Source organism: Pseudomonas sp. AD21 (assembly GCF_002878485.1).
Taxonomy (GTDB): Bacteria; Pseudomonadota; Gammaproteobacteria; order Pseudomonadales; family Pseudomonadaceae; genus Aquipseudomonas.
In genome coordinates this window covers 1-23,790 of record NZ_NQYG01000075.1, presented here as the reverse complement: position 1 = coordinate 23,790, position 23,790 = coordinate 1, and the positions used below count along the sequence as shown (strand labels likewise).

At 58.0% G+C, this 23,790-nt stretch carries 17 protein-coding genes; 11 read left to right on the top strand and 6 right to left on the bottom strand.

The window, feature by feature from the left end; genetic code table 11:
* The first annotated feature begins 172 nt into the window (after positions 1–172).
* The 5 genes from PseAD21_RS26355 to PseAD21_RS26335 all read left to right on the top strand — a co-directional run bounded on the left by PseAD21_RS26355 (position 173) and on the right by PseAD21_RS26335 (position 7,621).
* Positions 173–2,677 carry a type VI secretion system Vgr family protein gene (locus PseAD21_RS26355; RefSeq protein ID WP_102358697.1) on the top strand — a complete coding sequence of 835 codons (2,505 nt, stop codon included), beginning with the start codon at positions 173–175 and terminating at the stop codon, positions 2,675–2,677.
* Positions 2,678–2,736: 59 nt separating this feature from the next.
* The gene (locus PseAD21_RS26350) at positions 2,737–3,474 is read left to right on the top strand and encodes a hypothetical protein (RefSeq protein ID WP_102358696.1); all 738 of its coding nucleotides are present in this window, start codon (positions 2,737–2,739) and stop codon (positions 3,472–3,474) included.
* A gap of 55 nt (positions 3,475–3,529) precedes the next feature.
* Complete coding sequence (locus PseAD21_RS26345; RefSeq protein ID WP_102358695.1) at positions 3,530–5,677, top strand: DUF3274 domain-containing protein; 2,148 nt, start codon at positions 3,530–3,532, stop codon at positions 5,675–5,677.
* A complete protein-coding gene (locus tag PseAD21_RS26340; RefSeq protein ID WP_305886538.1) occupies positions 5,677–7,260 on the top strand; it encodes a DUF2875 family protein in 1,584 nt (527 codons plus the stop codon). The genes PseAD21_RS26345 and PseAD21_RS26340 overlap by 1 nt, the downstream gene beginning before the upstream one ends.
* Before the next feature lie 100 nt (positions 7,261–7,360).
* A complete protein-coding gene (locus PseAD21_RS26335) occupies positions 7,361–7,621 on the top strand; it encodes a PAAR domain-containing protein (RefSeq protein WP_102358693.1) in 261 nt (86 codons plus the stop codon).
* 46 nt (positions 7,622–7,667) lie between these two features.
* On the opposite strand, the gene PseAD21_RS26330 is transcribed toward PseAD21_RS26335, so the two are convergent.
* The gene (locus tag PseAD21_RS26330) at positions 7,668–9,128 is read right to left on the bottom strand and encodes a fatty acid desaturase (RefSeq protein ID WP_102358692.1); all 1,461 of its coding nucleotides are present in this window, start codon (positions 9,126–9,128) and stop codon (positions 7,668–7,670) included.
* A 243-nt stretch (positions 9,129–9,371) separates the two neighbouring features.
* Here PseAD21_RS26330 and PseAD21_RS26325 point away from each other — a divergent pair, with 243 nt between their 5' ends.
* Positions 9,372–10,031 (top strand): hypothetical protein, encoded by a 660-nt coding sequence (locus PseAD21_RS26325; protein WP_218244990.1) that lies wholly within the window; start codon positions 9,372–9,374, stop codon positions 10,029–10,031.
* Positions 10,025–11,140, top strand: coding sequence for a hypothetical protein (locus PseAD21_RS26320; RefSeq protein WP_102358690.1), 1,116 nt, complete (start codon positions 10,025–10,027; stop codon positions 11,138–11,140). Before PseAD21_RS26325 ends, PseAD21_RS26320 begins: the two co-directional genes overlap by 7 nt.
* Here PseAD21_RS26320 and PseAD21_RS26315 read toward each other — a convergent pair.
* Both PseAD21_RS26315 and PseAD21_RS26310 read right to left on the bottom strand, forming a co-directional pair.
* Positions 11,128–12,021 (bottom strand): hypothetical protein, encoded by an 894-nt coding sequence (locus PseAD21_RS26315; protein ID WP_102358698.1) that lies wholly within the window; start codon positions 12,019–12,021, stop codon positions 11,128–11,130. The two genes, PseAD21_RS26320 and PseAD21_RS26315, sit on opposite strands and share 13 nt — an antisense overlap.
* Positions 12,022–12,035: 14 nt before the next feature.
* Positions 12,036–12,914, bottom strand: coding sequence for a metal-dependent hydrolase (locus tag PseAD21_RS26310; protein WP_178082170.1), 879 nt, complete (start codon positions 12,912–12,914; stop codon positions 12,036–12,038).
* A 105-nt stretch (positions 12,915–13,019) separates the two neighbouring features.
* On the opposite strand from PseAD21_RS26310, the gene PseAD21_RS26305 reads away from it, so the two are divergent.
* From PseAD21_RS26305 to PseAD21_RS26295, 3 genes are read left to right on the top strand one after another with little or no spacing between them, the layout of a single operon-like run.
* Positions 13,020–13,949 carry a fatty acid desaturase gene (locus tag PseAD21_RS26305; protein WP_102358688.1) on the top strand — a complete coding sequence of 310 codons (930 nt, stop codon included), beginning with the start codon at positions 13,020–13,022 and terminating at the stop codon, positions 13,947–13,949.
* A complete protein-coding gene (locus PseAD21_RS26300) occupies positions 13,949–15,550 on the top strand; it encodes a GH3 auxin-responsive promoter family protein (RefSeq protein WP_102358687.1) in 1,602 nt (533 codons plus the stop codon). Before PseAD21_RS26305 ends, PseAD21_RS26300 begins: the two co-directional genes overlap by 1 nt.
* A complete protein-coding gene (locus PseAD21_RS26295) occupies positions 15,535–16,620 on the top strand; it encodes an aromatic ring-hydroxylating dioxygenase subunit alpha (protein ID WP_102358686.1) in 1,086 nt (361 codons plus the stop codon). The genes PseAD21_RS26300 and PseAD21_RS26295 overlap by 16 nt, the downstream gene beginning before the upstream one ends.
* 490 nt (positions 16,621–17,110) lie before the next feature.
* On the opposite strand, the gene PseAD21_RS26290 is transcribed toward PseAD21_RS26295, so the two are convergent.
* The gene (locus PseAD21_RS26290) at positions 17,111–19,000 is read right to left on the bottom strand and encodes a DEAD/DEAH box helicase (RefSeq protein ID WP_102358685.1); all 1,890 of its coding nucleotides are present in this window, start codon (positions 18,998–19,000) and stop codon (positions 17,111–17,113) included.
* A gap of 351 nt (positions 19,001–19,351) precedes the next feature.
* On the opposite strand from PseAD21_RS26290, the gene PseAD21_RS26285 reads away from it, so the two are divergent.
* On the top strand, positions 19,352–20,758 hold the full coding sequence (locus tag PseAD21_RS26285; protein ID WP_102358684.1) for a DUF2252 domain-containing protein: 1,407 nt from the start codon (positions 19,352–19,354) through the stop codon (positions 20,756–20,758).
* Between the two features lie 62 nt (positions 20,759–20,820).
* Here PseAD21_RS26285 and PseAD21_RS26280 read toward each other — a convergent pair whose 3' ends face one another.
* Both PseAD21_RS26280 and PseAD21_RS26275 read right to left on the bottom strand, forming a co-directional pair.
* Positions 20,821–22,686: a hypothetical protein gene (locus tag PseAD21_RS26280; RefSeq protein ID WP_102358683.1), complete on the bottom strand. Its 1,866-nt coding sequence runs from the start codon at positions 22,684–22,686 to the stop codon at positions 20,821–20,823.
* Between the two features lie 338 nt (positions 22,687–23,024).
* Positions 23,025–23,597, bottom strand: coding sequence for a GNAT family N-acetyltransferase (locus tag PseAD21_RS26275; RefSeq protein WP_102358682.1), 573 nt, complete (start codon positions 23,595–23,597; stop codon positions 23,025–23,027).
* Positions 23,598–23,790 lie beyond the last annotated feature (193 nt).

Below are 23,790 nucleotides of genomic sequence, written 5' to 3'. Positions count from 1 at the left end.
CACCTGGACCCACGAAGTATCCGGTACTTCGGGTTCCGATGACTGGCGTCAGCCAGTCGCTTAATCGCGGCTGATCGTTACAAACGTCGGCCAGCTCTGCTGGTCGACGCGATTTATGCCTTGCAGAGTTGATGTGCGGACTCTCTTTCTCACCTGATCAAGGAACAGTTAAATGCGTCAAAGGGATTTGAAGTTCACGTTTGCTGTGTTGTCAGGGCAGATGGAGTTCGAGGTCGTAGAGTTCACGCTGGAGGAGGCCATCTGTGAGCCTTTTCGACTCACGATCGAGTTGGCCAGCCGCAACCCGAACATTGATTTCGGCAAGGTGCTCGATCAGCCCTCATTGCTCACGATCTGGCAAGGCGGCACGGCTGTGCGTCATGTCCACGGGCTGGTGTCCAGTTTCACTCAACGTAAAACCGGCTTCCGCCGGACACGTTATCGGGCGGTGGTCGAACCGCAACTCGCCCGACTGGCCTTGAGTTCCAACTGGCGTATTTTTCAGCAGAAAAACGTGCCGGACATCATCAAGTCCGTGTTGAGCGAGCACGGCATCCTCGACTATCAGCAACACATCAACAGCGAACATTTGCCGCGCGAATACTGTACGCAGGTCGGCGACACTGACTTGTACCTGTTCGATCGGCTGTCCAGCGAAGAAGGCTTGTTCTATTTCTTCAAATGCAACGAAAGCACTCACACGCTGATCCAGGGCGACAAACTCTATGTGCAGGAGCGGATTCAAGGCGCTCCGGTGCTCTACACCACTGAACCGGCAGCGGATGCCACGCAACCCGTGCTCTATGCGTTCAGTTACACCGAGAACGTTCGCACGGCCGAGCAGACGCAACGCGATTACACCTTCAAGCGCCCGACCTTCGACCAGCAGCAGAACTTCGCCGGCGATGACTTGCAACATCAGACGCCTAACTACGAACGCTACGACTATCCGGGCCGCTACAAGGCCACCGCCGCCGGTAAACCCTTCACCCAGAATCGCTTGCTGGGGCACCGTGGCGACGCTCGAATCGCCGTTGTCGAAGGCGACGATCCGCGCCTGATCCCGGGCTTCTCTTTCCAGCTCACCGGCCACCCCCGGGAAGATTTCAATCGCTGGTGGCGCCCGCTGAGAATCACTCACAAGGGCATCCAGCACGCCAGTCAGGAAGAAGAGTCCGCCGGTGCCGATGTCGGCGTGAGTTATGACTTTGTCGCCGAGATCGTTTCCGAAGAAATCGAATGGCGTACCCCGCCACGCCCCAAACCGATTGTTGACGGACCACAGATTGCGACGGTGACCGGGCCGGACGGGGAAGAGATTTACACGGATGAGTTTGGCCGGGTAAAGGTCCAGTTCCCATGGGACAGGGAAGGTAAGAGCAACGAATTCAGTTCCTGCTGGGTGCGCGTGGCGCAGAACTGGGCGGGCGCGGACTGGGGCCATATGGCGATCCCGCGCATTGGCCAGGAGGTCATCGTGGATTACCTCGACGGCGATTGCGATCAGCCGATCATCACCGGTCGCACCTACCGGGCGACGAACATGCCGCCTTACCAACTGCCCAATCACAAGATTCTCAGCACCATCAAAAGCAAGGAATACAAGGGCACTAGGGCCAACGAACTGCGCATTGACGACACCACCAAGCAGATCAGTGCCGCGTTAATGAGTGATCACGGCAGCACCGCATTGCATCTGGGTTACCTGACGCATCCACGACCGAGCGGCGGTGAACCGCGCGGCGAAGGTTTTGAGTTGCGCACCGATGAACACGGCGCGTTGCGAGCAGCCAAAGGCCTGCTGCTGAGTACCGAGGAGCAAATGAACGCCAGCGGCGGTCACCTCAATCGCGCCTCTGTTGTACAGGTACTGGAAGCGGCGTTGAAACTGGCCAAGGACTTGGGCGATTACGCCCAGGACAACCAGGGCGTGGGCCATGATACCGAGCCCCAGAAAACGCTCAGCGAAGCGGTCCGCGACTTGGGCAACGGCGCGAACGACGAGTCGGGCAAGAGCAACGGTGGCAAACCGGCGATTGCCGTTAGCGGTGAGGCCGGTATCGCGGCGGCATCGCCCAACAGCGTCACGGTGGCGGCCGGTGGGCACATCGACACCATTGCCCAGCAGAATCAGCAACAGACCTCGGGGCAGAAATTTGTGCTCAACGCCGGGACCGACCTGGGGATGTTTGCCCACAGCGGCGAAATGCGTCAGATCACGCACCAGGGCCCGATGCTGTTGCAGGCGCAGAAAAACAACATCCGCCTGGAGGCGGACCAGAGCGTGGAAGTCAGTGCGAGCAACCAGCACGTGCTGATTTCGGCCAAAGAGCACATCACCCTGATGTGTGGCGGGGCCTACATCACCCTCAAGGGCGGCAATATCGAATTGGGAATGCCTGGCAACCTGATCGTCAAAGCGGCAAAACACAGCCATCTCGGCGCGACCAGCCTGGAAGCGGAACTGCCCAAATTCAAAGTCGGCGATACCCAGCGACGGTTCATGCTCAAGCAGATCGATGGAAAATCGGCGATGCCTAACATGCCGTACAAAATCACCCTGTCCAATGGCGAAGTTGTCGAGGGGGTGACCGATGCGCAGGGAGCCACGCAGTTGTTGCAGAAGGATGCGATGAGCATTGCCAACGTGGCCATGCATAAGCCTCCATCCTCCTGAAACGATTTTCTAGCCCCCCATACGGACAGCATCAAGGCGACCGGCGCCAAGGAGTATCGATGAGAAAGCTCAACCGCTCTCTGGGCATATTGCTTGGCGTGGGCCTGTCCGTTGTGGCGCAGGCCGCCGCGGTAAAGTTCACCGATTACCGTACGTTCTATCAGTCATTGGGTGCCAATCTGTTTGCGGGGCCTGGTACCGAATTGGCAATGCCTTGCACGGATTCACCGAGGCATTGCCTCTGGGTCAATGCCACGCGCCCGGCGTACGAACGCTATGACCACGCGCTGTGGACCGTGCCCGGCGAGTTACCGCTGAAACCGGTCAAAGGCACGCCCGAGATTGTCTTTGACGGTGAGGCTCTGTCGATCGGCAAGCAGCGTTGGCTGTTGCGCGATGTGATCAACCTTGCGCCGCCAGCGTGGCGCGTCGGTGATTCAATCGATCCGGAAAACCTGGCGCTGGTCAGAGCCTGGCGACAGGGCACTTCGGCGTGCCTCGAAATGCAATACGTCAGCAGTGGTCGGGGGGATCGCTATACCCAAGTGTTGTTGGTACACGGCCAACACCTCTACGCCCTGCCACGATTGTTTGCGTCCTGTGCTGCGATTCGCAAGGCGCCACAGAACCAGTTCAGCTATCCGGACAATTCGTATCTGGGCCCTGAGCAGGAAAACAACCCGCTCGGGCTGCAGATGGATTATTGGCTGCCTGATGGCAAAACTCCGGTTGCCCGCTACTTGTTGCACTTCCCTAATCAGGGAGACCCCTTCGTATTCGAGGCTGAGCGCCAATAGGCGTCAGTTTGGTAACCCGTCATGATCCTGGTAATTTTCAAGGAGGAATTGTGCAATGAGTGAAACAGTCCAGCCGAAAAAAATCTGTTCCGCCCAATCAATCACCATGCCCAGCGGTGGCGATGTACACCTCATTCCGCCGCCACCGAAGCCTTGTGTGACCATCGTCGTACACGGCGTCAACGATCTGGCCGGGTGCTACGAACGCATCGAGCGTGGACTGTGCCAAGGGTTGAATGAGCGCCTCGATATGCCACGTACGCTCCCCAACGGGGCGAACAATCCGGGATTTCTGATGCCGGCCAGCTATAGCTTGCCCTCTGACGATGACGGCACGGCAATCAACCCCGATGCCGTGTACTTCCGGCGAAAGTTCGGTGCATCCAGCGATGGGTGCCAGCCACGCAGTGTGGTGGTGCCGTTCTATTGGGGGTTTCGCGAGGAAGAAGATTTCATCCAGAAAACCGAGGCCCACGGTCAATGGCTGGACCGTGACGGCAATCGCCTGGACAAGGCCGGGACCAAGGAAGGAGGGCAGTTCGCCAACGCCACCACCAACCTGCCTGATATGTGGGGCAAGGGCTTCAACGGCATGCTGCTCGGCTTCATCTCGCTGAACAAAATAGGGGGCACAATGACCCACCCCTTGTTTTCAGCCGCCAGCCGTCGCTACATGGTCCTGGCCGCCATGCGTCTGGCCATGATGATCAAGATCATTCGCAAACGTCATCCGAACGATACGGTCAATGTGGTGGGCCACAGTCAGGGCACACTTCTCACGCTGTTGGCCCATGCGTTCCTCAAGGAGGAGGGTGCCAAGCCCGCTGATGGCGTGGTCATGTTCAATTCACCCTACAGCCTGTTCCAGCCCAACATGGATAAAGTTCAGAAGTTGGGCGGGCAGCAAACGACCGGCGCTCGTATCGCCACGCTCAACGGCATATTGCAATTCATCGCCGGCAGCCCGAATACGGCTCCGGCACTGTCTGGCGTGGCCCTTAAAAACAGTCAGGGTTACGGGGCTATTGGCGGGCCTGGGTGGACGGGCGCTTCAGCGTGTGAAACCACGATCCGTGGGCAAAAGGTCACCTTCAACGAGCGGGACAACCGCGGCAGCACCTTTCTCTATTTCACGCCCCAGGACCAGGTTGTTGGCCTTAAGAACGTCCAGGGAATTGGTTGGCAAGGTGTCGGCGAAGAGGTCGATGGTCAGCCTGCGCGCAAGGCGCTTCCACAACGTTTCCACCAGCGCGTATTTACCCTGCGCAAACGTAATAGCGAGAAGGAAAAAGTCGGTGCGCATGCGCCCCCTTACGTCTACCTCTTGCGTCTGGACAGCGAGCATCCTTGGGAAGACACCGGCCTGGGCTTCATGGATCGGCTACCGAACGGAGGCCTGGACAAGAACGCCAGCGTGATCTTGACCGCCCCGGCATTGCCGGTGCCGGCCGAGGTGGACTTTTCTACTGACGGTGTCATTACCGCCCCAGGCGAAGATTCCAAAAGTGGTGTGTACCAGATCAAGAACACCCTGGACCCCGTCGATGCCTCAATAGGTGTGGCCAATGGCGGCTGGAAACCGGAAGAAGCGCGCCGCAGCCGCCAGGAGACCATGCCAGAGGCACTGGCCTTCAAATATGGGCAAGATGTCGAGAGTGTTGAAAGAGCCCGCAATGAAGGCAAGGAAGCCTCTCAATGCGCCCATGTGTTTGTCGCTCGGTCGCAAGGCAATGGCATGGTCCTGATCACTCGTGGCGAGACACCCTACGAGGCGCGCCTGCGTCTGCAAGGCGAGGAATACTCGGAGGCTCAGTCTTTTCACTCCTCCATCCCCAACAACCCTGAACACAGCCGCCAAGTGCTGGCCTATGACGTGGCGATTGGTGCGGGTGAAAGCGTCGATGATGCGACGTTCTACGCGTATCTGTGTCGTGTGGCGGATTGGCGGCTGGATTGTTCGAACACCCGCGCCAAAGGCAGGGCCCAGGCTGACGCGGATTCACAGAGTGATGGACCGGATGATGACGTGGAGACGCTCTATCTTCAGGATGAAAACAAACCACTGATCGACGCCACGGCAATCTATCGAAAGAGTGGCAAGCTGCCTGACGCTGTGAAGGATCAAATGCCCGCCTTGGTGGCCACGCAGACCCGGAGTGAACTCAAGGATGGCGAGCCCATTCGTTTTGGTGGTGTCCCTTGATGCGAAACCTCTTTACGTACCTGTCTTTTACCAGCCTTCTGCTGACCAGTCATCTGGCTCAATCGGCTGAACATTCATTGACGGCTAGCCGTTGCTTTGCCAGCCCGGCCTCGCCCGTGACTGCCTATACCTCGGCCAAGGAGGCCGCTGCCATGCCTGCTGATACTCGTTACCGCGCACCTGCCACTTCGCCTCGTCTGGAAACCCTTGATGTGCTCAGCATCGGGATCAGCCTTGATGTGTACCGCCAAGGCCAGGCCTGGCAGACCTTGCAAGAACAAAATGCCAAACAGTCAGAAGCCCTGCACGTCGGCAGCATTCTGCCCATGGATCCGAAGAAGTACCCGGTAACCGCTGATGACAAGGACGCCGCCTCTGAAAAGAGAGAGGCAGATGCCTTGGAGTTGGGATTGCGGGATTTTCTGGAGAAATGGCCGATCCCGACCGTAACCGCGGTTCGTGGCTGGAATCCAAAAACACCGAATCTGCGTTTTACGCCTGAAAGAACCCAGAATAGCTTGTCGGTCATGGTCAACGACTTGCGAGGACCTGCGGGGTTGCACTGGCATCGCATTCGTAATGTGCAGGATGGCATTGTCTGTAGCGATACCCCGGAAGATCTGCTGGAGACGCTGTTCGAGACATTCGAGCGCAATCCCGATCTTCCCGCACTGCTGGTCTACGCCAACGAAGGCTTCAACACGGCATTGTCATTGTCGACGAAGGGCAATAAACCCATTGGGGTCGGAACCGGACCAAGGCAACCAGGCGAACTCACCGACTCAATGGTCGCCATGGTCGTCGGTCGCCCGGAGCGCGTCGAATGGCTGCGTTATTACGCTCAGTTTGCCAAGGTTAACGAGAACAAGATCGACCCGGAGTTCACCGGTTGGGGCGCGCGCAAACCAGCGGTAGAGTTCCAGCCATCGGAGTTTATTCCTCAACCCTGGACCCAACGTGCTTTCGAGCAATGGGATGCGTTACCCGTGTTGGCCAAACTGCATCGGCCGGTAATTGTGTCGTTGCTACGGCCAGATACAGGCGAGCGCCTCAAGCGCGAAGCCTTGACCGTCAAACTGGCCGCAGGCTGGAAAAGCGCCACGGATGGACTCACGCAAAAACCGTCCCGAGTGTTCTTCGATGGTGGCTTGAACACCGCGCCACTGGCTGAACTGTTGCCGGCGCTCACAGCGGCCAATAGCTCGCTGGATCTGCTGGACTCGCGCGAGAGTTACGACCTCACCCAGCGATTGGGCGACACGGGGTCGGCATCACCTTTTGTGGGTCTTGCACTGGCCACGATGGCCAGTTACCTGAACGCCGACACCAGCGTGGTCATGCCGATGCGACGCCAGGACCAGGCGACAATCATTTCCGTAACCTCACCAACACCCGGCAAGAAGCCTGCTGGCAATGATCATTTTGGCGTCACCTTGATGCCACAAACTGCCAGTACTGAGGAGGCGCCTGCCGTGTCCTCAGCTCCTTCGGCGCCTAAAGTGTCGATCGGGCAGCAGGATCACACGCTGGAAGAGTTTCTGGCCGATCAGAAACCAAAATCCAACTGGATGGACGATCTCTAAGAGGCCTTCAGCAGGCTGGTATCACCCTGCGGGGCAGCTTGCCTGCAGGGTTCCAGGCAGCCATTGATGAACGGAGTCGGGGCAACCCCAAGGAGTAAACATGGACATCATTCGGCTCGGCGACTCCACCAGTCACGGTGGCACCGTTATTGAAGCTTTCAACCAAACAGATTTAAACGGCAAGCCCATGGCTGGGGTCGGGCACAAGGTGGTTTGCCCTCTATGCAAAGGGGTTTTTCCTATTGCGCAGGGCAGCGCTCTACTGGATGTCGGCGGTGTTTCGGTGGCGCTCCACGGGATGAAAACCGCATGCGGTGCGAGTCTGATTGCCAGTAATCCCAAGGGCGATGCCGAAAGTTAGGCAATGCAAAGAGCGACCCAAGCAGCGCTCGCCGAAGAGAGGGTAATTAGTTTTTTTTCTTCAGCCCTGACCAGAGAAGGGAAAGAAGCGTACGCGAGTCCATTAGACGGTCATCGGTACTCACCAGGCCTGGAAGAACATGCCATGGGTGGTTGGCGCTGCGATGATGATGCAGATGCAGATTGATGTGATAAGGCCAAATGAAAAACCTTCCTGCACATCCCACTTTCCATGCGTAAGTCCATTCCTGCCAGCCGGGTGTTACATCGGGGCCGCCACTGTGCTCGGCGATGCTACGGATTTTCTGAAGCAGGGTTCCCAAGGTGGCAAGTGGCACGAACCATAGCAGCGCGATAAGCAACATCGTCTGGGTGCCAGTTTGCCAGGCGATGAAAGATAAGAGGGTGAGCCAGATAATGCCTGCAGCGACAACGGATCGGGTCATCTTCGGTGATGCCCCGCCCGCATCTCTGTAGGCGCGCAGATTACGCAGCGTATTAATGATGAACAAATCCCCCAGCAATTGCCTGAGCAATAATTTCCCGTTTAGAGGACGGAACTCCCAAGGCTGCTGGTGATAAAGAAAGCGCCGCTCCGGATCTTTCGTTGTGCCTGTGTGCTGATGATGCTCGAGGTGCAGTGGCCTATAAAATTCAACCGGGACCGTTCCTGGAACACCTATTGCCAAGTTGATCAAAAAGTCGTTGATACTGCGATGACGAGTCAGGTGATAGTGAGTCGCGTCGTGGTACAGAATGAAAAGTGCATGTTGGCGCGCGGCAATAATAACGAAGGCCACGCAATACAAGCGCCAGTCCGAGACATAAAGCGCAATGCGTAATGTCACGATGATGCATAACCATTCAAGCAGGATGGCCGCCATGGTGCGCAAATCCACTCTCAGGCGATGCAGCATGATTGTTGCCAGGCCCGCCGCGCCGCCTATGGCCGCGCCATACATCACGTCGAGCAGTACGTGCTGGCCGGTCGTCAACACAGTAACCGCTAAAACCAGGCTCCACAGGGTGAAGATCCATGTCTGGCGAACGCGCAGATAACCCAGGACAACGCTGATGGCCACCGGCAATGCGACATGTCCACTCGGTGAGGCCGCTAAAGGCGAGTCAATCCGGTAGAACCACGTGAGCCACTGTGACGCGCTATCCGGGCGCTCAATCATGGTCGGCCAGAACAAGTGGCTCAGCAGGCAGGTTCCGGAAGCCACGGCCGCCGCAAAAAAGGCCGGCAACAGCCATTCGCGGCGCCGCCCCAGCAGCACCAGCGCCGGCATGATCAGTACATAGCTCAGGTACAGCGGCAACGTGTAAGGCAGTCGAGCAATGTGCGTATCAAACCCAGTCGGTTGAATCACCCGTACCGCGCCCATCGGGAAGTGCGTGACGAGAAAGTACAGCGCGCCCGTCACGACGGTGTAGATCACCAGCCAACTGAAGGGCCGCGTCACGATCGAGGTATTAAGGTGATAACTGACAAACGTGGATGACATGAATAAGGCGCCTGATAGGTCAGAACAAACTCAATTTTCCATACCGCCATGAACGGCGATTTCCGCTCGGTTACTCAAGGTTTGCACCGTCAGAAATGGCAGCAACAAAAGGAAGTCTACGTTGCATTGACCCTTTCAACTCGCCAAACTCCAAACATCTTGCTTGCGATGCCGAGGATCTCCATGCGTTTGAGCGCAACGTCCGTTGAATGCTGCGATCTGCATCCACATGATATCGATCGGATGTTCGAGATTTATTCCGCATCCTACTGCGATACCTCCCGTCCTCGATTTGATCAGGATTTCCAGGACAAGACGCACTGCATCGTATTGCGTTGCGCAGATGAAACCATCGTCGGTTTCACCACCCTCAAACGGTATGAGCGCACGTGGTCAGGCCAACCGATCAGGGTGATTTTTTCCGGCGACACCATCATTGACCGCGGACACTGGGGCAGCCAGCAACTGGCATTCGCGTGGATGCGCTTGGCCGGTGAGATCTGGCAGGAGCAGCCGGACGTGCCTCTGTACTGGTTTCTGATCTGCAAGGGTCACCGCACCTACCGTTATCTGGGCGCCATGGCGTTGAATTACGCCCCCCGCGCCGGCGTGGTGACGGATCCTACGGTGCAGGCGTTGGCGGATCATCTTGCAGTGGATCGTTTCGGTGAGGCCTATGATCCGGCAACGGGCGTGCTGTCTTTCAAAGTGCCTCAAGGTCGGTTGACGACGGAACTGGCACAAGTCCCTGCCCCTCACCTGCGCCTGGAAAACGTCGCCTATTTTCTGCAGAAAAATCCTCATTACGCGTCGGGCGATGAGCTGGTCTGTCTGTGTGAATTGCACCCCGACAACCTGCGGCCGATGGCGCTGCGTCTGTTTGCCGCCACACAACCATGCTGATCCGCCAGGCCAGCGCTGCGGACAATCGGCAACTGCTCGACTTTCAGGCGCAGCGGGCCATGCAGGGCGGCTTGCCAATGCGTTTTGATCGTGGGCCTGACTATTTTGCGCTGCACCATTGTCATGCCTTGGACCATCGCACCTGGCTCGCCGAGAACGAGGTCGGTGATCTGAAGGGCATTGCCAGCCTGGTGGTGCGCGAGGGTTATCTTCAGGGTGACATTCAGCCCGTGGCCTATTTGGGGGATCTGCGGCTGGTACCTGATAGGCGTCTGTCGGTGTCGTGGATGACCGAGGTCAAAGTCAGGCTCGAAGCGCTGGCCGATGAAACAGGTGTCCAGCACGCCTATTGCTGTGTCATCCGCGACAACCGTCTCGCGACGCAGTCGCTGCTGGGCGGACGGCGCGCCAATCCACTCAGGCTTGCGCACTGGCGGGGCTACAGTAACGTAGCCGTGTATGCCCAGCGCGGATGGCGAAGCACTCCGCGAACGCTGGACAACGTGCGTATCGTACAAGCGCAGCCGTGCCACGCTGATGCGCTGCGCGCGTTTCTCGACCGCGAATCGGCAGGTCAGCCCTTCGGCAGCGTTTTCAGTGAAGCGCAGTTTGCACGGCGCCTGGACACCTGGCCGGACTTCGGCCTCTCGTCATTTCTGCTGGCACTGGACGCCCAAGACAATCTGCTGGGCTGTGTCGCGCCTTGGGATGCCGGGCGGATCAAACGGGTGGTGCTTGAAACATTGCCCTTGGCGCACCAGACCCTTCGCCTCGCGTTCAACACCTGTGCGCCGCTGTTGGGGCGCCCTGCCATTGCCGCGCCCGGCGAGGCATTGCGCGACGTTTACCTGACCCACTTGCACGTACGACAGCGCGACCCGCAGATCTTTGCGGCACTGCTGGATGCTGCGTGGATGCGCGTTCGCGGTCAGTACGCGTTGATGCAATTGTGTCTGTATGACCATGACCCGCTCTGGATGGCCATGACGCGCTATCGCGTCGTGTCCATTCCAATGGACCTGTACACGGCGCCCTGTGTGGGGAATGCTGCAGCTTTGACGGCGCAGGACGCCGAGCGCATCCCAGGCTTCGAAATCTATCTCGTCTGAGCGCGTCCGTGCACGACAGCCAATAGCGTCAGCCAGAAACGTGTGGCGTCAAAGCCACCGCCGCCCAGCACCGGTTGACCATGATCGAGCCGGGGCAGACAGATCTGCGGCATGCCCTCGATGCGTTGATGCTCGAGGTAAAACTGCCCGTCATGAGCCCAACCGGGTCGCCGGGCATTGAGGCGGGCGTGATGGGTATCGAGGCGCGAACTGAGGACAGCGCTCCAACTGACGACGTGCACGCACTGCACGGCGGCGGGCAGGTGTTTGAGCAGGTGGGTAATGTGCGGGTCGCGCAGACTGCTGATATCCCGCGCGCCATCGGCCACCCAGGGGGTTTTCGCCAGCACGCGGCGAACGCGATCGAACGGGTAGTTGATGCTCGACTGCCCTGCGCTGCCAGCCAACACGTCATCCATGACTGTCGATGGACCTGTTGGCGGTTGCACCAGCGCAACGCCATCACATGCCTCGCTCAATGCCTTGTTCTGTGCCAATGCCGCGAGCGCGTCGAGGCCACCCTTGCTGTGCGCCAATACGACAAATCGTTGCCCCTGCCTGAGTTCGGCCGTCAGCACCTTGCTGATATGCCGCCCCTGCGCCATGACGCCCCGAGATGAACGCACGGGCATGCGCAGAACCGGATAGCCCAAGCGCTGCAACGTCCGCGCACAATCCTGAAAACAGCCGGGCAACCATTCGGAAAACAGTCCGGCAACCAGTACCACCAACGTGCGAGAAGGAAGGCTGGGCATGGGCTTGTGCCAGGACGCGATAAATTGTTCCGTCCAGTCCAACCGTGCCTCGGGCGCTGCGAATTCGGTTGCCGGAAAATGCAGTGGCCAGTCGTCAAACCCCTCAGGCATCCAGACTTCTGTTATCGCCGAAAGTCGCCTCATGGTTTGCGCCCAGCGTATTCGTCCAGCGTTTGCCGCGCCGCTTCCAGCGCTTCACGGGTGTCGAGATGGTTGGGATGAAATCCCGGAATGAACCAGGCCAGCCATCTCGGAAACACACGGGTCAGCGGACCGGGACTTACGAATAACCAGCCGAGCAAACGCAGCCACTCGCGCCAGTTGCGGCGTTGCCCGTCATTGCCGGCAAGTCGATAAATGAAGTACATGACATCGACTGCAAAGTAGCCGGTCATGATCAGCATGACCCCGCATCGCATCAGGTATCGCCAGAGCGGATTGCTAACCACCACGCCCAGCACATCGTAGGCGACGGCCTTGTGTTCAGTTTCTTCGATCGCATGCCAGCGCCATAGCATGGCCATCTTTCCCTCGGCACCTTTGAGGACCGCGGGATTGCGCAGGAGTTGATCGGAAAGAATCGCGGTGAAATGTTCCAGGCTGGCCGTCATGGCCAGACGCATTGCCGGCGAAAACTTGTTGCCCACCTCCTGACGGCGCAACAGCAGTTGTTCGAGGGCATCGATAGGTGCACCTTGTGCCGCGAGTAGCTGGTTATACGAACGATGTTCGCGAATATGCGACGCTTCCTGATAAACGAACGCGTCAACGGCTTCGGCCAGCGCCGGATCGTTTTCGATCGCTTTTCGAAAGTACACGACACTGTCGATGAAGAGTTTTTCGCCGAGTGGAAACATGATCGACAGGCCATCGAAAAAGCGCGTCACGTGCGGCCAGCCACGATACCAATAGCGAGGAGTCTGCTCATCGAGTGAAAAACGCACATTGCGCCGTGGGATATCTGCGCAAACAGGTTTCGCCGGCGAGCGTCTAGTTAAAAGACGTTTTAAATACGACATAAAGTTTTCTGCGGTTCCTCGTTGCCCCGACGCCTCAGCAATTGATCGGTAGTGAAGCGGTTAGGGCGGTATACTTTTTGACTCGACCTTTCTCAAGGAGCCCATATGCGCAGTTCCAGTGACATTTCGCAAACGCGTCGTTTCGACGTGAGCAATCTGTGTGTTCTGGCGCTGCAGACGCTGTTTTGGGGCGCGACACTGACCTGGCTTTCCCACACTGATGCGGGTTGGCTCAAATGGCTGGTGCTCGTTCCGTTCTGCCTTGTCATGCAAGGTGTCTTCTCGATGATGCACGAGTCCTTTCATGGCTTGGCGCACAGTCGCAAATCACTTAACTACTTCGTCATGTGGTGGGCTTCTACCATTTTTGGCGCCTCGGCCACGCTGATCCATATCAACCATCTGGGGCATCATGTGCGCAATCGCACACGCGCAGAGCTGGCCGACTTCGCGGTCGCGGATGAGTCGCTGTGGCGCAAGCGTATCGAGTACTACTTTGCGGTGCTCGGCGGTATCTGGCTGGCGGCGTTTGTCGGCAGCCTTTTATTGCCGGTGCTGCCGGCCCGCATCACGGACAAGTGGTCGCAAACCGCAGAGGTCAATACTTATGCTGCGGCTTTCAAGGATTTCTCCAGCGCCGACTTCAAACGCATCCGCCGGGAAGCCATTGCTGGCGTCGCCGCGTGGTTGTCGATCGGACTCTTGCTGGGATGGACGTGGCACGTTGTGCTCATCGCCTACCTCGCTTTTGCATTTTCCTGGTCGTCGCTGCAGTGGGTGTACCACATGCGCACGCCGCTGGATGTCGTAGAGGGCGCCTATAACATGCGGGCCCCGCACCTGGTGCGCTGGGCGTTTTTGAACTTCAACTACAACCTGACCCATCATCGGCACTCGGCCATGCATTGGCAGCAGATGCATGAAGCCTCCAACCTGAAAGAAACGCGGCCGCTCTGGTATGGCTGGCTGCAGGTTTTTCTGCCGCCCCAGCGGTTACCCGATGACTTGACGCAACTGGAAAAGACTTACTTCTGATGAGCGCCCACATGGATGTCAAACGCGCGCTGTGGCAGACCTTCCTGGAACGTGCCAAGCCCACGCTCGATCAATGGCTCGCGCAACTCGAGCAACCGCAATCGACGCAAGAGCGGGCATTGCTGCGACTGCTCGAAGCCAATCGTGATTGCGCATTCGGCCGCGCCCACCACTTTGCTCGGCTGCATGACTCGACGCAGTTTCGTGATAACGTACCGATCCACACTTACTTGCAACTGCAGCCGTGGATCGAGCGCGCGCAAAATGAATCCGAAGCGATTCTGACCTCCTCCCCGCCGCTGTTCTTCGAGCGTACGAGCGGAAACAGCGCGCTGCAGAAAGCGATTCCCTATACGCGCGCCTTCCTCGCAGAAATGCACAGCGCGCTGACCGTGTGGCTCGCCGACATGCATCGTCAGGTGCCCGAAATCAGCCACGGATCAAGCTACTGGTCGATGTCGCCGCCCTTGCAAATGCCAGTGGCGGGCCCCAATGGCATTTGCATCGGTTCGGCCAGTGATCTGGAGTATTTGCACGGCAGTCATCTGGCCGGTCTGGCAGGGACTTTGTTGATTCCCGAGTTCAGCGGTGCGTTGTCGCAATGGCGCCGAAAGACCCTCCTCGCCTTGCTGGCCGATGCCGATCTGAGCTTTATCAGTGTGTGGAGCCCGACCTTCCTGACCAGCCTGTTGCAGCCACTGTTCGACGGCGAAACGCCCGAACATGTGCAGACGTTTGCATGGCTGGAGGCCGCGCTTCCCGCGTCGCGCCAGTCAGCATTGCGCCGAGCGAGATCCCAAGGAGTGTGCACTGAATTATGGCCACGACTGGCCGCCGTCAGTTGCTGGATGGAGGGCCCCAGCCGCCACTACTTCACGCAACTGGCCGTGCGTTTTCCGCAAACGCAGTGGCTGCCGAAAAGTCTTTTTGCCACCGAAGGCGTCGTGAGCGTTCCATTCGGCGACGGGCCTGGATGCCCGTTGGCGATCGGCAGCCATTATCTGGAATTTCTCTGCGAAGACGGCGCCCTGCGCCATGCTCATTCGTTACGCCTGGGAGAAACGGCGCAGGTCCTGCTGACCACCGGTGGCGGCTTGTACCGCTATGCATTGGGCGATCGGGTCCGCGTCGTCGGCATGTCGTGGGCCACGCCACGGGTCGAGTTCGTGGGACGTGCCACGGGAACCAGTGATCTGGTTGGAGAAAAACTCGATGAGCAAACCGTGCAGAACCTGTTCGACCGTTGCCTGGCCACAAAAGGCGCCGCCTGCCTGATCCCCAATGCCTACGCGTCGCCACCGCATTACACGGCGCTGGTTGCGACATCCCGCCACCTTGATGCCAATGCCTTGGCGCTGACGATCGAGACGGCACTGTCCGACGCCTTTCATTACTGCCAGGCACGCCGACTCGGGCAACTGGGACCTGTGCAGGTGCGCCTGCTCGACGGCGGTGCTGATCAGCTCGCGCATGTATTGCAGCAGGCGGCGGAGTTGAGCGGCATCCGTGCGGGCGACTTCAAGCCGCGTTCACTTATCAATCGGCTGGAGACAGCCGAAGCCCTTCTCGCTCTAACGGAAAGCTCATGTCGGCACCTTTGAATAATCTTCTTGAGACGCCGGACGATGGCACCCTCGAACAATGGTATGTGGCGTGCGCACAGAAAGAACTGCGCAAAAACAAACCTCACCGGGCGAAGATTCTGGGCCTGAACCTGGTGCTATTTCGCCAGCGTGACGGACGGGCAGCAGCGTTGCTCGACCAGTGCGTGCACCGCGGAACGCGCTTATCGGCGGGCAAGATTGCCGACGATTGCCTGGTGTGCCCTTACCACGGCTGGCGCTACGATGCTCAGGGGCAAGTGGTGCACATCCCCAGCGTCGGCGATATACCATGTTCATCGACTTCGCCCGCGTATCGGTACCGCCAGCGTCACTTTGCGGTGCAAGAACAGGACGGACTGGTCTGGGTCTACACCGGCACGGGCAACCCGCAGGAAAAACCTGTGTTCAAGCTACCGGTCTACGGCGAAAAAACCTGGCAGTCCTATTTTATGATCAACACGTTCGAGGCAGATGTCGGCAGCCTCGTGCAGAACTTCATGGACGTACCGCACACCGTGTTTGTGCACGAAGGCATCTTCAGATCCAGCACGGGGCGAACAATGGAGGCCACGCTCGCGTGTAAAGCGCAGAGCGTTGAAGTGACCTATCACGATGACGGCGACAAGATCGGTTTCCTGAACTGGCTCAGTAATCCCGACGGCGAGCCATTGGTGCACACGGATCGTTTTTTTTCGCCCAACGTCACGCGCTGCGACTACCGCTGGGGCGACTGTTCGGCGTTCTTCATCATCAGCCAGATCACACCCATAGACTCACGACAGTCGCGCGTCTATACCTACATCGCCTACCGCTTCCGGTTACCCCGCTGGGTACTACGTCTGTTGCGTCCGTTCATTCATCTGTACACCCGTATCGTTATTCGTCAGGACGTGAAAATCATTCAGGCGCACCGGCAAGGTCTCGATAATGTAGCGAATTTCAAGCCGTCCAACGTGCAAGCCGATGCTGTGCACATCGGGGTCGATCAGCTACTGGCCGCCGTGAGACGGGGAGAAGCGTTACCACCGGCGCAATGCCGTGAATCCCGGATACGATTTGCGCTCTGAGGGAACTTGGTCTGCTGGCATTGATGAGGAATTGACCCAGCTGCCGAGAAATCGTTGACCCAGGTAGCCTTCAAGGTTACGGCCCTCTGCGCTGGGTATTTACGCATTCATGTTGTGTCAGTCTTGCCCCAGCAGGTGGGGCAATTCCGCATCAGCGCCTAAACCAGGATCATGCCTCAAAGCATCGCGGGTCGAATTAGTATTCCAAATGGTATTCCAAGCAATAACGCAGAAGACACAACCCCATACAAACCAATAGCTTAAAAAACCAGTTCAAATCCCTCCGGCCCACCAAATGATCAAACAAAGACGTCCAAGGACGTCTTTTTTTCTGCCTGAAATCCATCCCCCTATCGTTCGCCCCCCCTCGACCGTTAAAACCACGGCCACTCTCCAGGCACTGGCGCTATCACTTGATCCCTCGGGAATAAACGTTCAAAGAGCCGGACTCATCTGAACAAAGAAATCACTCCCTGATTGGCATGGCAACTTAGCCCGCCACCTCTATCGCATCATCACCCGCCAGATGCGCCCTCACCGCATCAATTGCCTCACGTATTCTGGTCGTAAAAATCGAATGCTCACGGTGAACCATCACCAGACGCTCGATTGTTCGCGTCATGGCGACATAGAGCAAACGGGCTTCGTCCGCCTCTTCTTCGCCCGTTTTGGGCATTTCATGCAATGCGGGGATGATCACCAGACCAAATTCCAGCCCCTTGCTAGAGTGCATGCTGACGACTTTGACCGCATCTGCACCGCTGTAAAGTTCGCCGCGGCCTTTGGCGAAACGACCGGAGACAAAAGGAATTCCTGCATACGCCAAATTCTTTTCGATCTGAAGTGCCTGGGAGGAAGTGCGATAAACCACGGCCATATCTTCCAGACTGCGCCCTTTGTTTTGTTCATCGCGAATCCGCTCAACGATGCAGTCGCGCTCCTGCCACCACGTCGAGCAATGGAGCAGTTCGGGGATCGGGCCGCGTCGTCCAGCGCTTTGAGGCGCGACGATCGGAACATTGTCTTCCTGAGCATCACGCGCATTCAGGAGGTCCAGGGAGAACGCTCGGGCCACCGACAGCACCTCCAGGGTATTTCGATAGTTGAGGCGCAGAATGGTGGTTCGCCCTGGCGCCTGGATGCCGACGCTGGCGAAGCTGAACTCCATACCGCCCTTGCCAGCCTTACCACGATAGATGGCTTGTGCATCGTCGTAGAGCACCAATAAAGAGTTGATCTGCGGATCGAGCATTTTGACGACCAGTTCAAACCATTCAGGTTGGAAGTCATGCCCCTCATCGACCAATATGCCGCCATATTGCCCTTTGGCAATGAGTCCGCTGGCGACACCCTCGAATACATGGTGCTCAAGAAACGCCTTGGCCTCCTCGGGGGTCAAATCTTTACCAGGCAAATCAGCACCCGCTGCTTTCAACAGATCCCAGCACCAACCATGAAAGTTGCGCACCGACACTTTGTTGCTTAACCCGTGAGCGGTCAGTACTTGCTTTAACCGTCCAGCCAGGGATTTGTTGTAGCACAGGACCAAAACAGGTTTGCTCGACGTTTGCGCCAAGTATACGCAACGATATCCCAGGATCATCGTCTTGCCGCTACCTGCGACGCCGTGAATGACCCGGTGACCTTCACCCATGGAACGAGCCAGTTGCTCCTGCTGCAAGTCCATGACCTTGATGAAGCTTGGTACCGGTGCGTCATGCGCACTGAACAGTCCGAACTGACCGGGTGATACATTCACCCGCACTTCCGGAAACAGGTGATAGCGCACGCGATCAATTTGAGCATCGGTGAGATGGCAAGGAAACCGCTGGACAAACATGTCAGTCAGACGCTTTTCAAACTCTTGGTTATCCACCGTTTCGGTCATTTCGTCGCGGCAGATGACCCGATCAGCGCTCATTACCTGAGCGAGCCCCTCACTTTGAAATTGCTTTCGGGTGATCTCGGGCAACACCACGCCCCAACTGTAGGGCATCAATAAATTGCCCTCGCGGATAGATCCGGGCGGTTGTTTCAAGGCAGGGTCTTTCTGAAGTAGATTCACGGCCTCAAAGGTATTGATGCGCGCCTGCTCTAGCGGGTTGGCAACACTTTTCAGCTCACCTTCGACAAGTATGCTGACCTGGGTCACGCTCATGCTTTTGATGATATCGATCTTCCAGTCCTTGACCTCCAGCACCAGGATTCCTTTCTTCGGGTGCATGATGACAAAGTCAGGTCGTCGGGCCTTGAGACCGATGGGTACATCGAACCAGGAGAGCCAATCGTCCGTAAGTTTTTTCTCCAGACGTTCTGCCAAACGCCGCTCACCCGGAGTATCAAACTGGCAAGCGGATCGAGAAGGAAAGAGTAAAGCCATATCGTGTGCCTAATCCCTGGAACAAGAACGATGCGATCAAAGTGAACGCAAGCGAGGGCCCATAACGATCCGAGAAGGGCCCGATAACTTTCATTTTGTGAATGTGAAGCTCAGCCTTGGAGCAGCATCACGTGATGCCGCCTATCCCGCCCCGGCTACCCTGTGTGGAAGGCGTTACGCACACTCCGACGGGCCTGAATAGTGCTTTACTCAATGCCAGGGGGGTGATGGCATTTGAATGCTACCTGACGCAATATCAATTTGCCACCCGATGAACGCTGGCCTTTCCCGGGGCTTTTCAGGCTTCAAGGGATGGCTGGGACAACGTTGCAAAGCCAAAAAAAGGCCCCTATGACCACCCTCCAAACCCGCATGAAGCAAGGCAAGAACGCCCGCAAGCTTTGCTCGCGCAGCGCCCACGCCACCACCGGTAAAATGAACCGCGATCCGATCCCGCTGATCAAGGCCTCCAGTCAGGGCCGCGTCGCCTCGTTGGTGGAACTGCGTTACGGAAGGATGCTGGTGTCGCCCTTCACCTTCTTCCGCGGTAATGCGCTGGTGCAGGCGCATGACTTGTCGGGCACGGCGAACATGGGGCTGGTCGGGCCGATCTGTGGTGATGCGCATTTGATGAATTTCGGCGGGTTTGCCACGCCGGAGCGCAATCTGTTGTTCAGCGTCAATGATTTCGACGAGGCGCATCCTGGCCCCTGGGAATGGGATGTGAAGCGCCTGGCCGCAAGCTTTGTGGTGGCGGCGCGGGATTTGCGCCATGGCGAGTCGGTCGAAGAGGACGTGTGCCGGCAGATGGTCGGCGCCTATCAGGCGACCATGCTGGAGTGCGCCGAACAGAGTGCGCTGGAAACCTGGTACGAATCGATCAAGTACGAAGATTTGCTCGATCAGGCGCGCAAAAGTGCGCTGGAGCATGTGCAGCGTGCCGTCGATAAAGCCGAGCGGCGTACTCACGCCGAGTTGCTGCCGAAAATCAGCGAGCGCGACGCCAGCGGGCGGCTGATCATTCGCGATGACTTGCCGGAAATTTTCCACCTGCACAAGAACACCACGCTGCTCGACGCCGATGATGACTGGTTGCGGCTGGCGGACTGGCGACCGTTGTTCGACACGTTCATGCGTGACTATCGAACCACGCTGCAGGCTGACCGGCGTGAGTTGCTGTCACGGTTTCACGTGCAGGACATGGCGTTCAAGGTGGTGGGGGTCGGCAGCGTCGGCACGCGGTGTCTGGTGGCGTTGCTGACCGACGATCAGGAGTTTCCGTTGTTTTTGCAGTTCAAGGAAGCGCGGCGCTCTGTGCTCGCCGATTATGTGAAAACCAAATCAAAGGTTCGCCATGAAGGTCAGCGTGTGGTCGAAGGGCAACGCCTGATGCAGTCGGCCAGCGATCTGTTTCTCGGCTGGACCACCGGACCCAGCGGTCGGCATTTTTATGTGCGGCAATTGCGCGACATGAAAATTTCCGCCGAGCTGGAAACCTTCGACGCCGAAACCTTCGCCGCCTATGCCCGGGTCTGCGGTCGCGCACTCGCCCGCGCTCACGCCAAGTCCTCGGGCAATGCGGCGCTGATCAGCGGCTACATCGGCAAGGGCGATGCCCTGGCCGACGCGCTGTTCAAATACGCACGCAGTTATACCGCGCAGAACGAACGCGACTTCGAACGCTTTCAGGAGGCCTGTCGCAAGGGACGGCTGACGGCACGTTCGGAAGCCGATTTCGCTGCCGATCACTTGCCTTGAACCGTTGGATGGACAGGTGGCCCAAGATCTTCCATTACGTTCGGCCCTTGGCGCACCGACTTTTACCAGGATAACGCCTGTGCAATTTGATCTGCCTCGGTCCTGGATCGACCACTGTCAGTGACAGGTGCGCGCAACATTGACCGGTGCTCGTTGCGATCGACGATCCAGAAGGCCATTTTTGTCGGAGTTTTACGTGAGGCGTCGGTGACAGGGTCTGCGCTGGAGGAACCTTGTGCTTCCGGCAGCGGCGACACCTCGAACTCCCACTTGTGGCCCGTTGCCGGTGCGGCGCCATGCACGGCGGACCTCGGTGAAAACGTTGTCTTGTGTAGGCCTGCGGCTTGCAGGTTCAGGTTTTTCGACATGAACGAACGCAGCGTCGACTCCAACTCCTGATCAGAGGACACAGGCATGCCCACTGTCAGGCCGAGTTGTGCCCCGGTCTGCAGGTTTTCGTAGTAGAACCGCCCCTGTGTGTCCGGACGCAAACGGTAGTCGCCCACGCGCAGGGGCAAATGCACACCTTTGCGGTTGTTGACCAAAGCGTTTTCATCCTTCGGAACCGCCCAACCCAGCGTTGCATCGCTTTCCTGCCATTCGATGAGTTTGCGATTCAGGGCAACAGCGTCCTGGCTTCGGCCCTGTCGATAGGCGATGTCGGCGCCGTGGTCCAGCGCACTGCGATAGAGGATTTCATTGCTGAAAGTCTCCTCCCAGGCGGGCACGGCCAAACCCAGCGCCTGGCGAGCGGCGTCGAAGTCTGCACGCTGGTATTGGGACACGCCAATGTAAGTCTGCAACAGCGCAATTTCTGCCGAAAAATGCGCATCGGGCAACGCCTGTTTCGCCAGCTCAGCCGCCTTGGCCACACCGTCCTCAAGGGACGCAACCACCTCAATATCGCGGATCTGCCGGGCCATCGGACGCTCACGAAACAGCGGCGGAGCACTGTGCCAATTCAATGCGCAGAACAGTTGACGCATTTGCTCGGCCGCCTGGGCCTCGTCCCGCAATCCGAACGTGATGTCGATGTCCATGCGCCAATCACCACGATAGGTCAGCCAATGCACATTGATGCATTCCTCGCCCTCACACTCCGATGGCTCTCCCCGCTTGAAGGCTGTCAGGCCGTCGAAGGCGAGATCGGGCATTGCCACTTCCAGTGCGTTTGGCGTATGCCGCTCCCGGTAAGCACTCAATTGTGCCTGGCGCTCGGCTGCGCTCACCTTGCGCTGATCTTCGTCATAAGACAGGGAAATCTCGGCGCTCAGGCGGCCGCCTGGCAACGCCTGCGTGTAAAGAACAAGGGTGTGGGAATCGCGCTTTTCGGCTGGCTGGAACTTGGTCAACTTCCACTGTCCCACCGTAAGTGGCATCGAGAAGTCAGCGAGGTTGTATCGCAAGCGCGGCTCATCCGAAGACAAGCGCCACTGACCCGGATCGGGTCTGACGACAGCGAACAGCTTTTCCTGCAGGCGTGCTACGTGTGCTTTTTCACCCGCCATCATGCTCGCTTCGATCGCCCGACCCAGCATGCTCGTGATACGCGGGTCGCGCCTGTTCGACCTTGCCATGGCGGCAGTTTGTTGTTCCCAATACGCAATTTGCTCTTCAGCCGCTCGTCGGGCCTCGTCGTACCTACCCTGTTTGTGGAGTAGATCAACGAGCAAGTCTCCTGCTTCAAGCTCAGTGAAGTCGAAGGCGCCACCGCTGCCTTGTCGGCCGGCCTCCATGGCCGCTCGGGCAGAGACCGTGGCCTCCGTCAGTGAACCTTCGCGGCTCAGGCGCTGAGCTTCGCGCATCAGCCCGGCAGCGTCTGGCGGCCGAACTTGCGCTTGAACTGTCGGTACCGCCCAGGCGCCGCTGCTCGATGACAGCAGCCACACTGCCGCAACCAAGACCAAGGGGATGGCGCGATTGAACATGCTTTCTACTCCGTGTAGAGAAATCTTCCGGTTTACGACGCGCCTTCTGCGTCTCAGTGGCGCTCACTGGGCAACTTGCGAAGAAAACGCCATGACATTCGCGGGACTTCACGTCAGCCCGCAAAAGCGTCGCGACATTAGTTCGGCTGCAAAACATTATCAAATAAGATTTCGGTGATCCTTTGATCCGTGATGCCAAGGATAAAAACTGTCGCTGCAGAAACTCTTGAGTGAAATCTATTCGCCGGCACTCGGAGATCTTCCGACAAACCAGATGAATTTTTCTTCACTGCTCCACTTGCGCCAAAGCGGTACAGTCCGCTCGCTCATTCAAGAAACTACGGTTCGCCCGCGCTCTCCCGCGGGCTTTTTTTTGCCTGGCGTTTGCCGCCGAAGCGATACACCCAGGTGTCCTGCACGCCATGCAGTGGCGTTTGTCGCACCTGCGGGTGAACCCTGATCAGCGCAAACCCCGTCGCTTCAGCCAGACGCTGACTGCGAGTGTTGGCCGACGAGGTGGTCAGGTAAAAGGTGAACTCAGGCAGACGCCTGACCAGTTGCTGCAGCACTTCGCGCATGTAGCCCTTGCCGGCAAACGCACTGCTGGCCCAATAACCGACGACATAGCGCTTGCGCCGACGCGGCACCAGGCCGATGCAGCCAACGATGGCGCGTCCGTCTTCAGTCACGATGAATAACCGCCGCTCACCGGACTCACTGGCGAAATCATCCCGCGCTCGCAACATCGACGACAGCGCTCGCTCTTCGCTGGTGTGTTCGACCGCCCACTCCAGAAAGGGCGCATGCTCGCGGTAACTGGCGTTCAGCGCCTCGCGCACTGGCGTGACCAGGGCTGGATCCGGGGACCGAACGCTCAGCGCCAGCCCGTTCACCGTCAATGCAAATTCCATTGCTTGCTCCTCCAATTGCAGAAATGCCGTACTCGATACAACCCTGTGCACTCAACCAAAGAAATGTACAGGGCGCCAGTGCGGTTAATGCCGATCAGTTAAGCGAACTCAATGCTCAAAGCAACGAAGATCAATTGTGGGAGCGGGCTTGCTCGCGAAGACTGACTCGCAGACAACACACACTCTGCTGGCA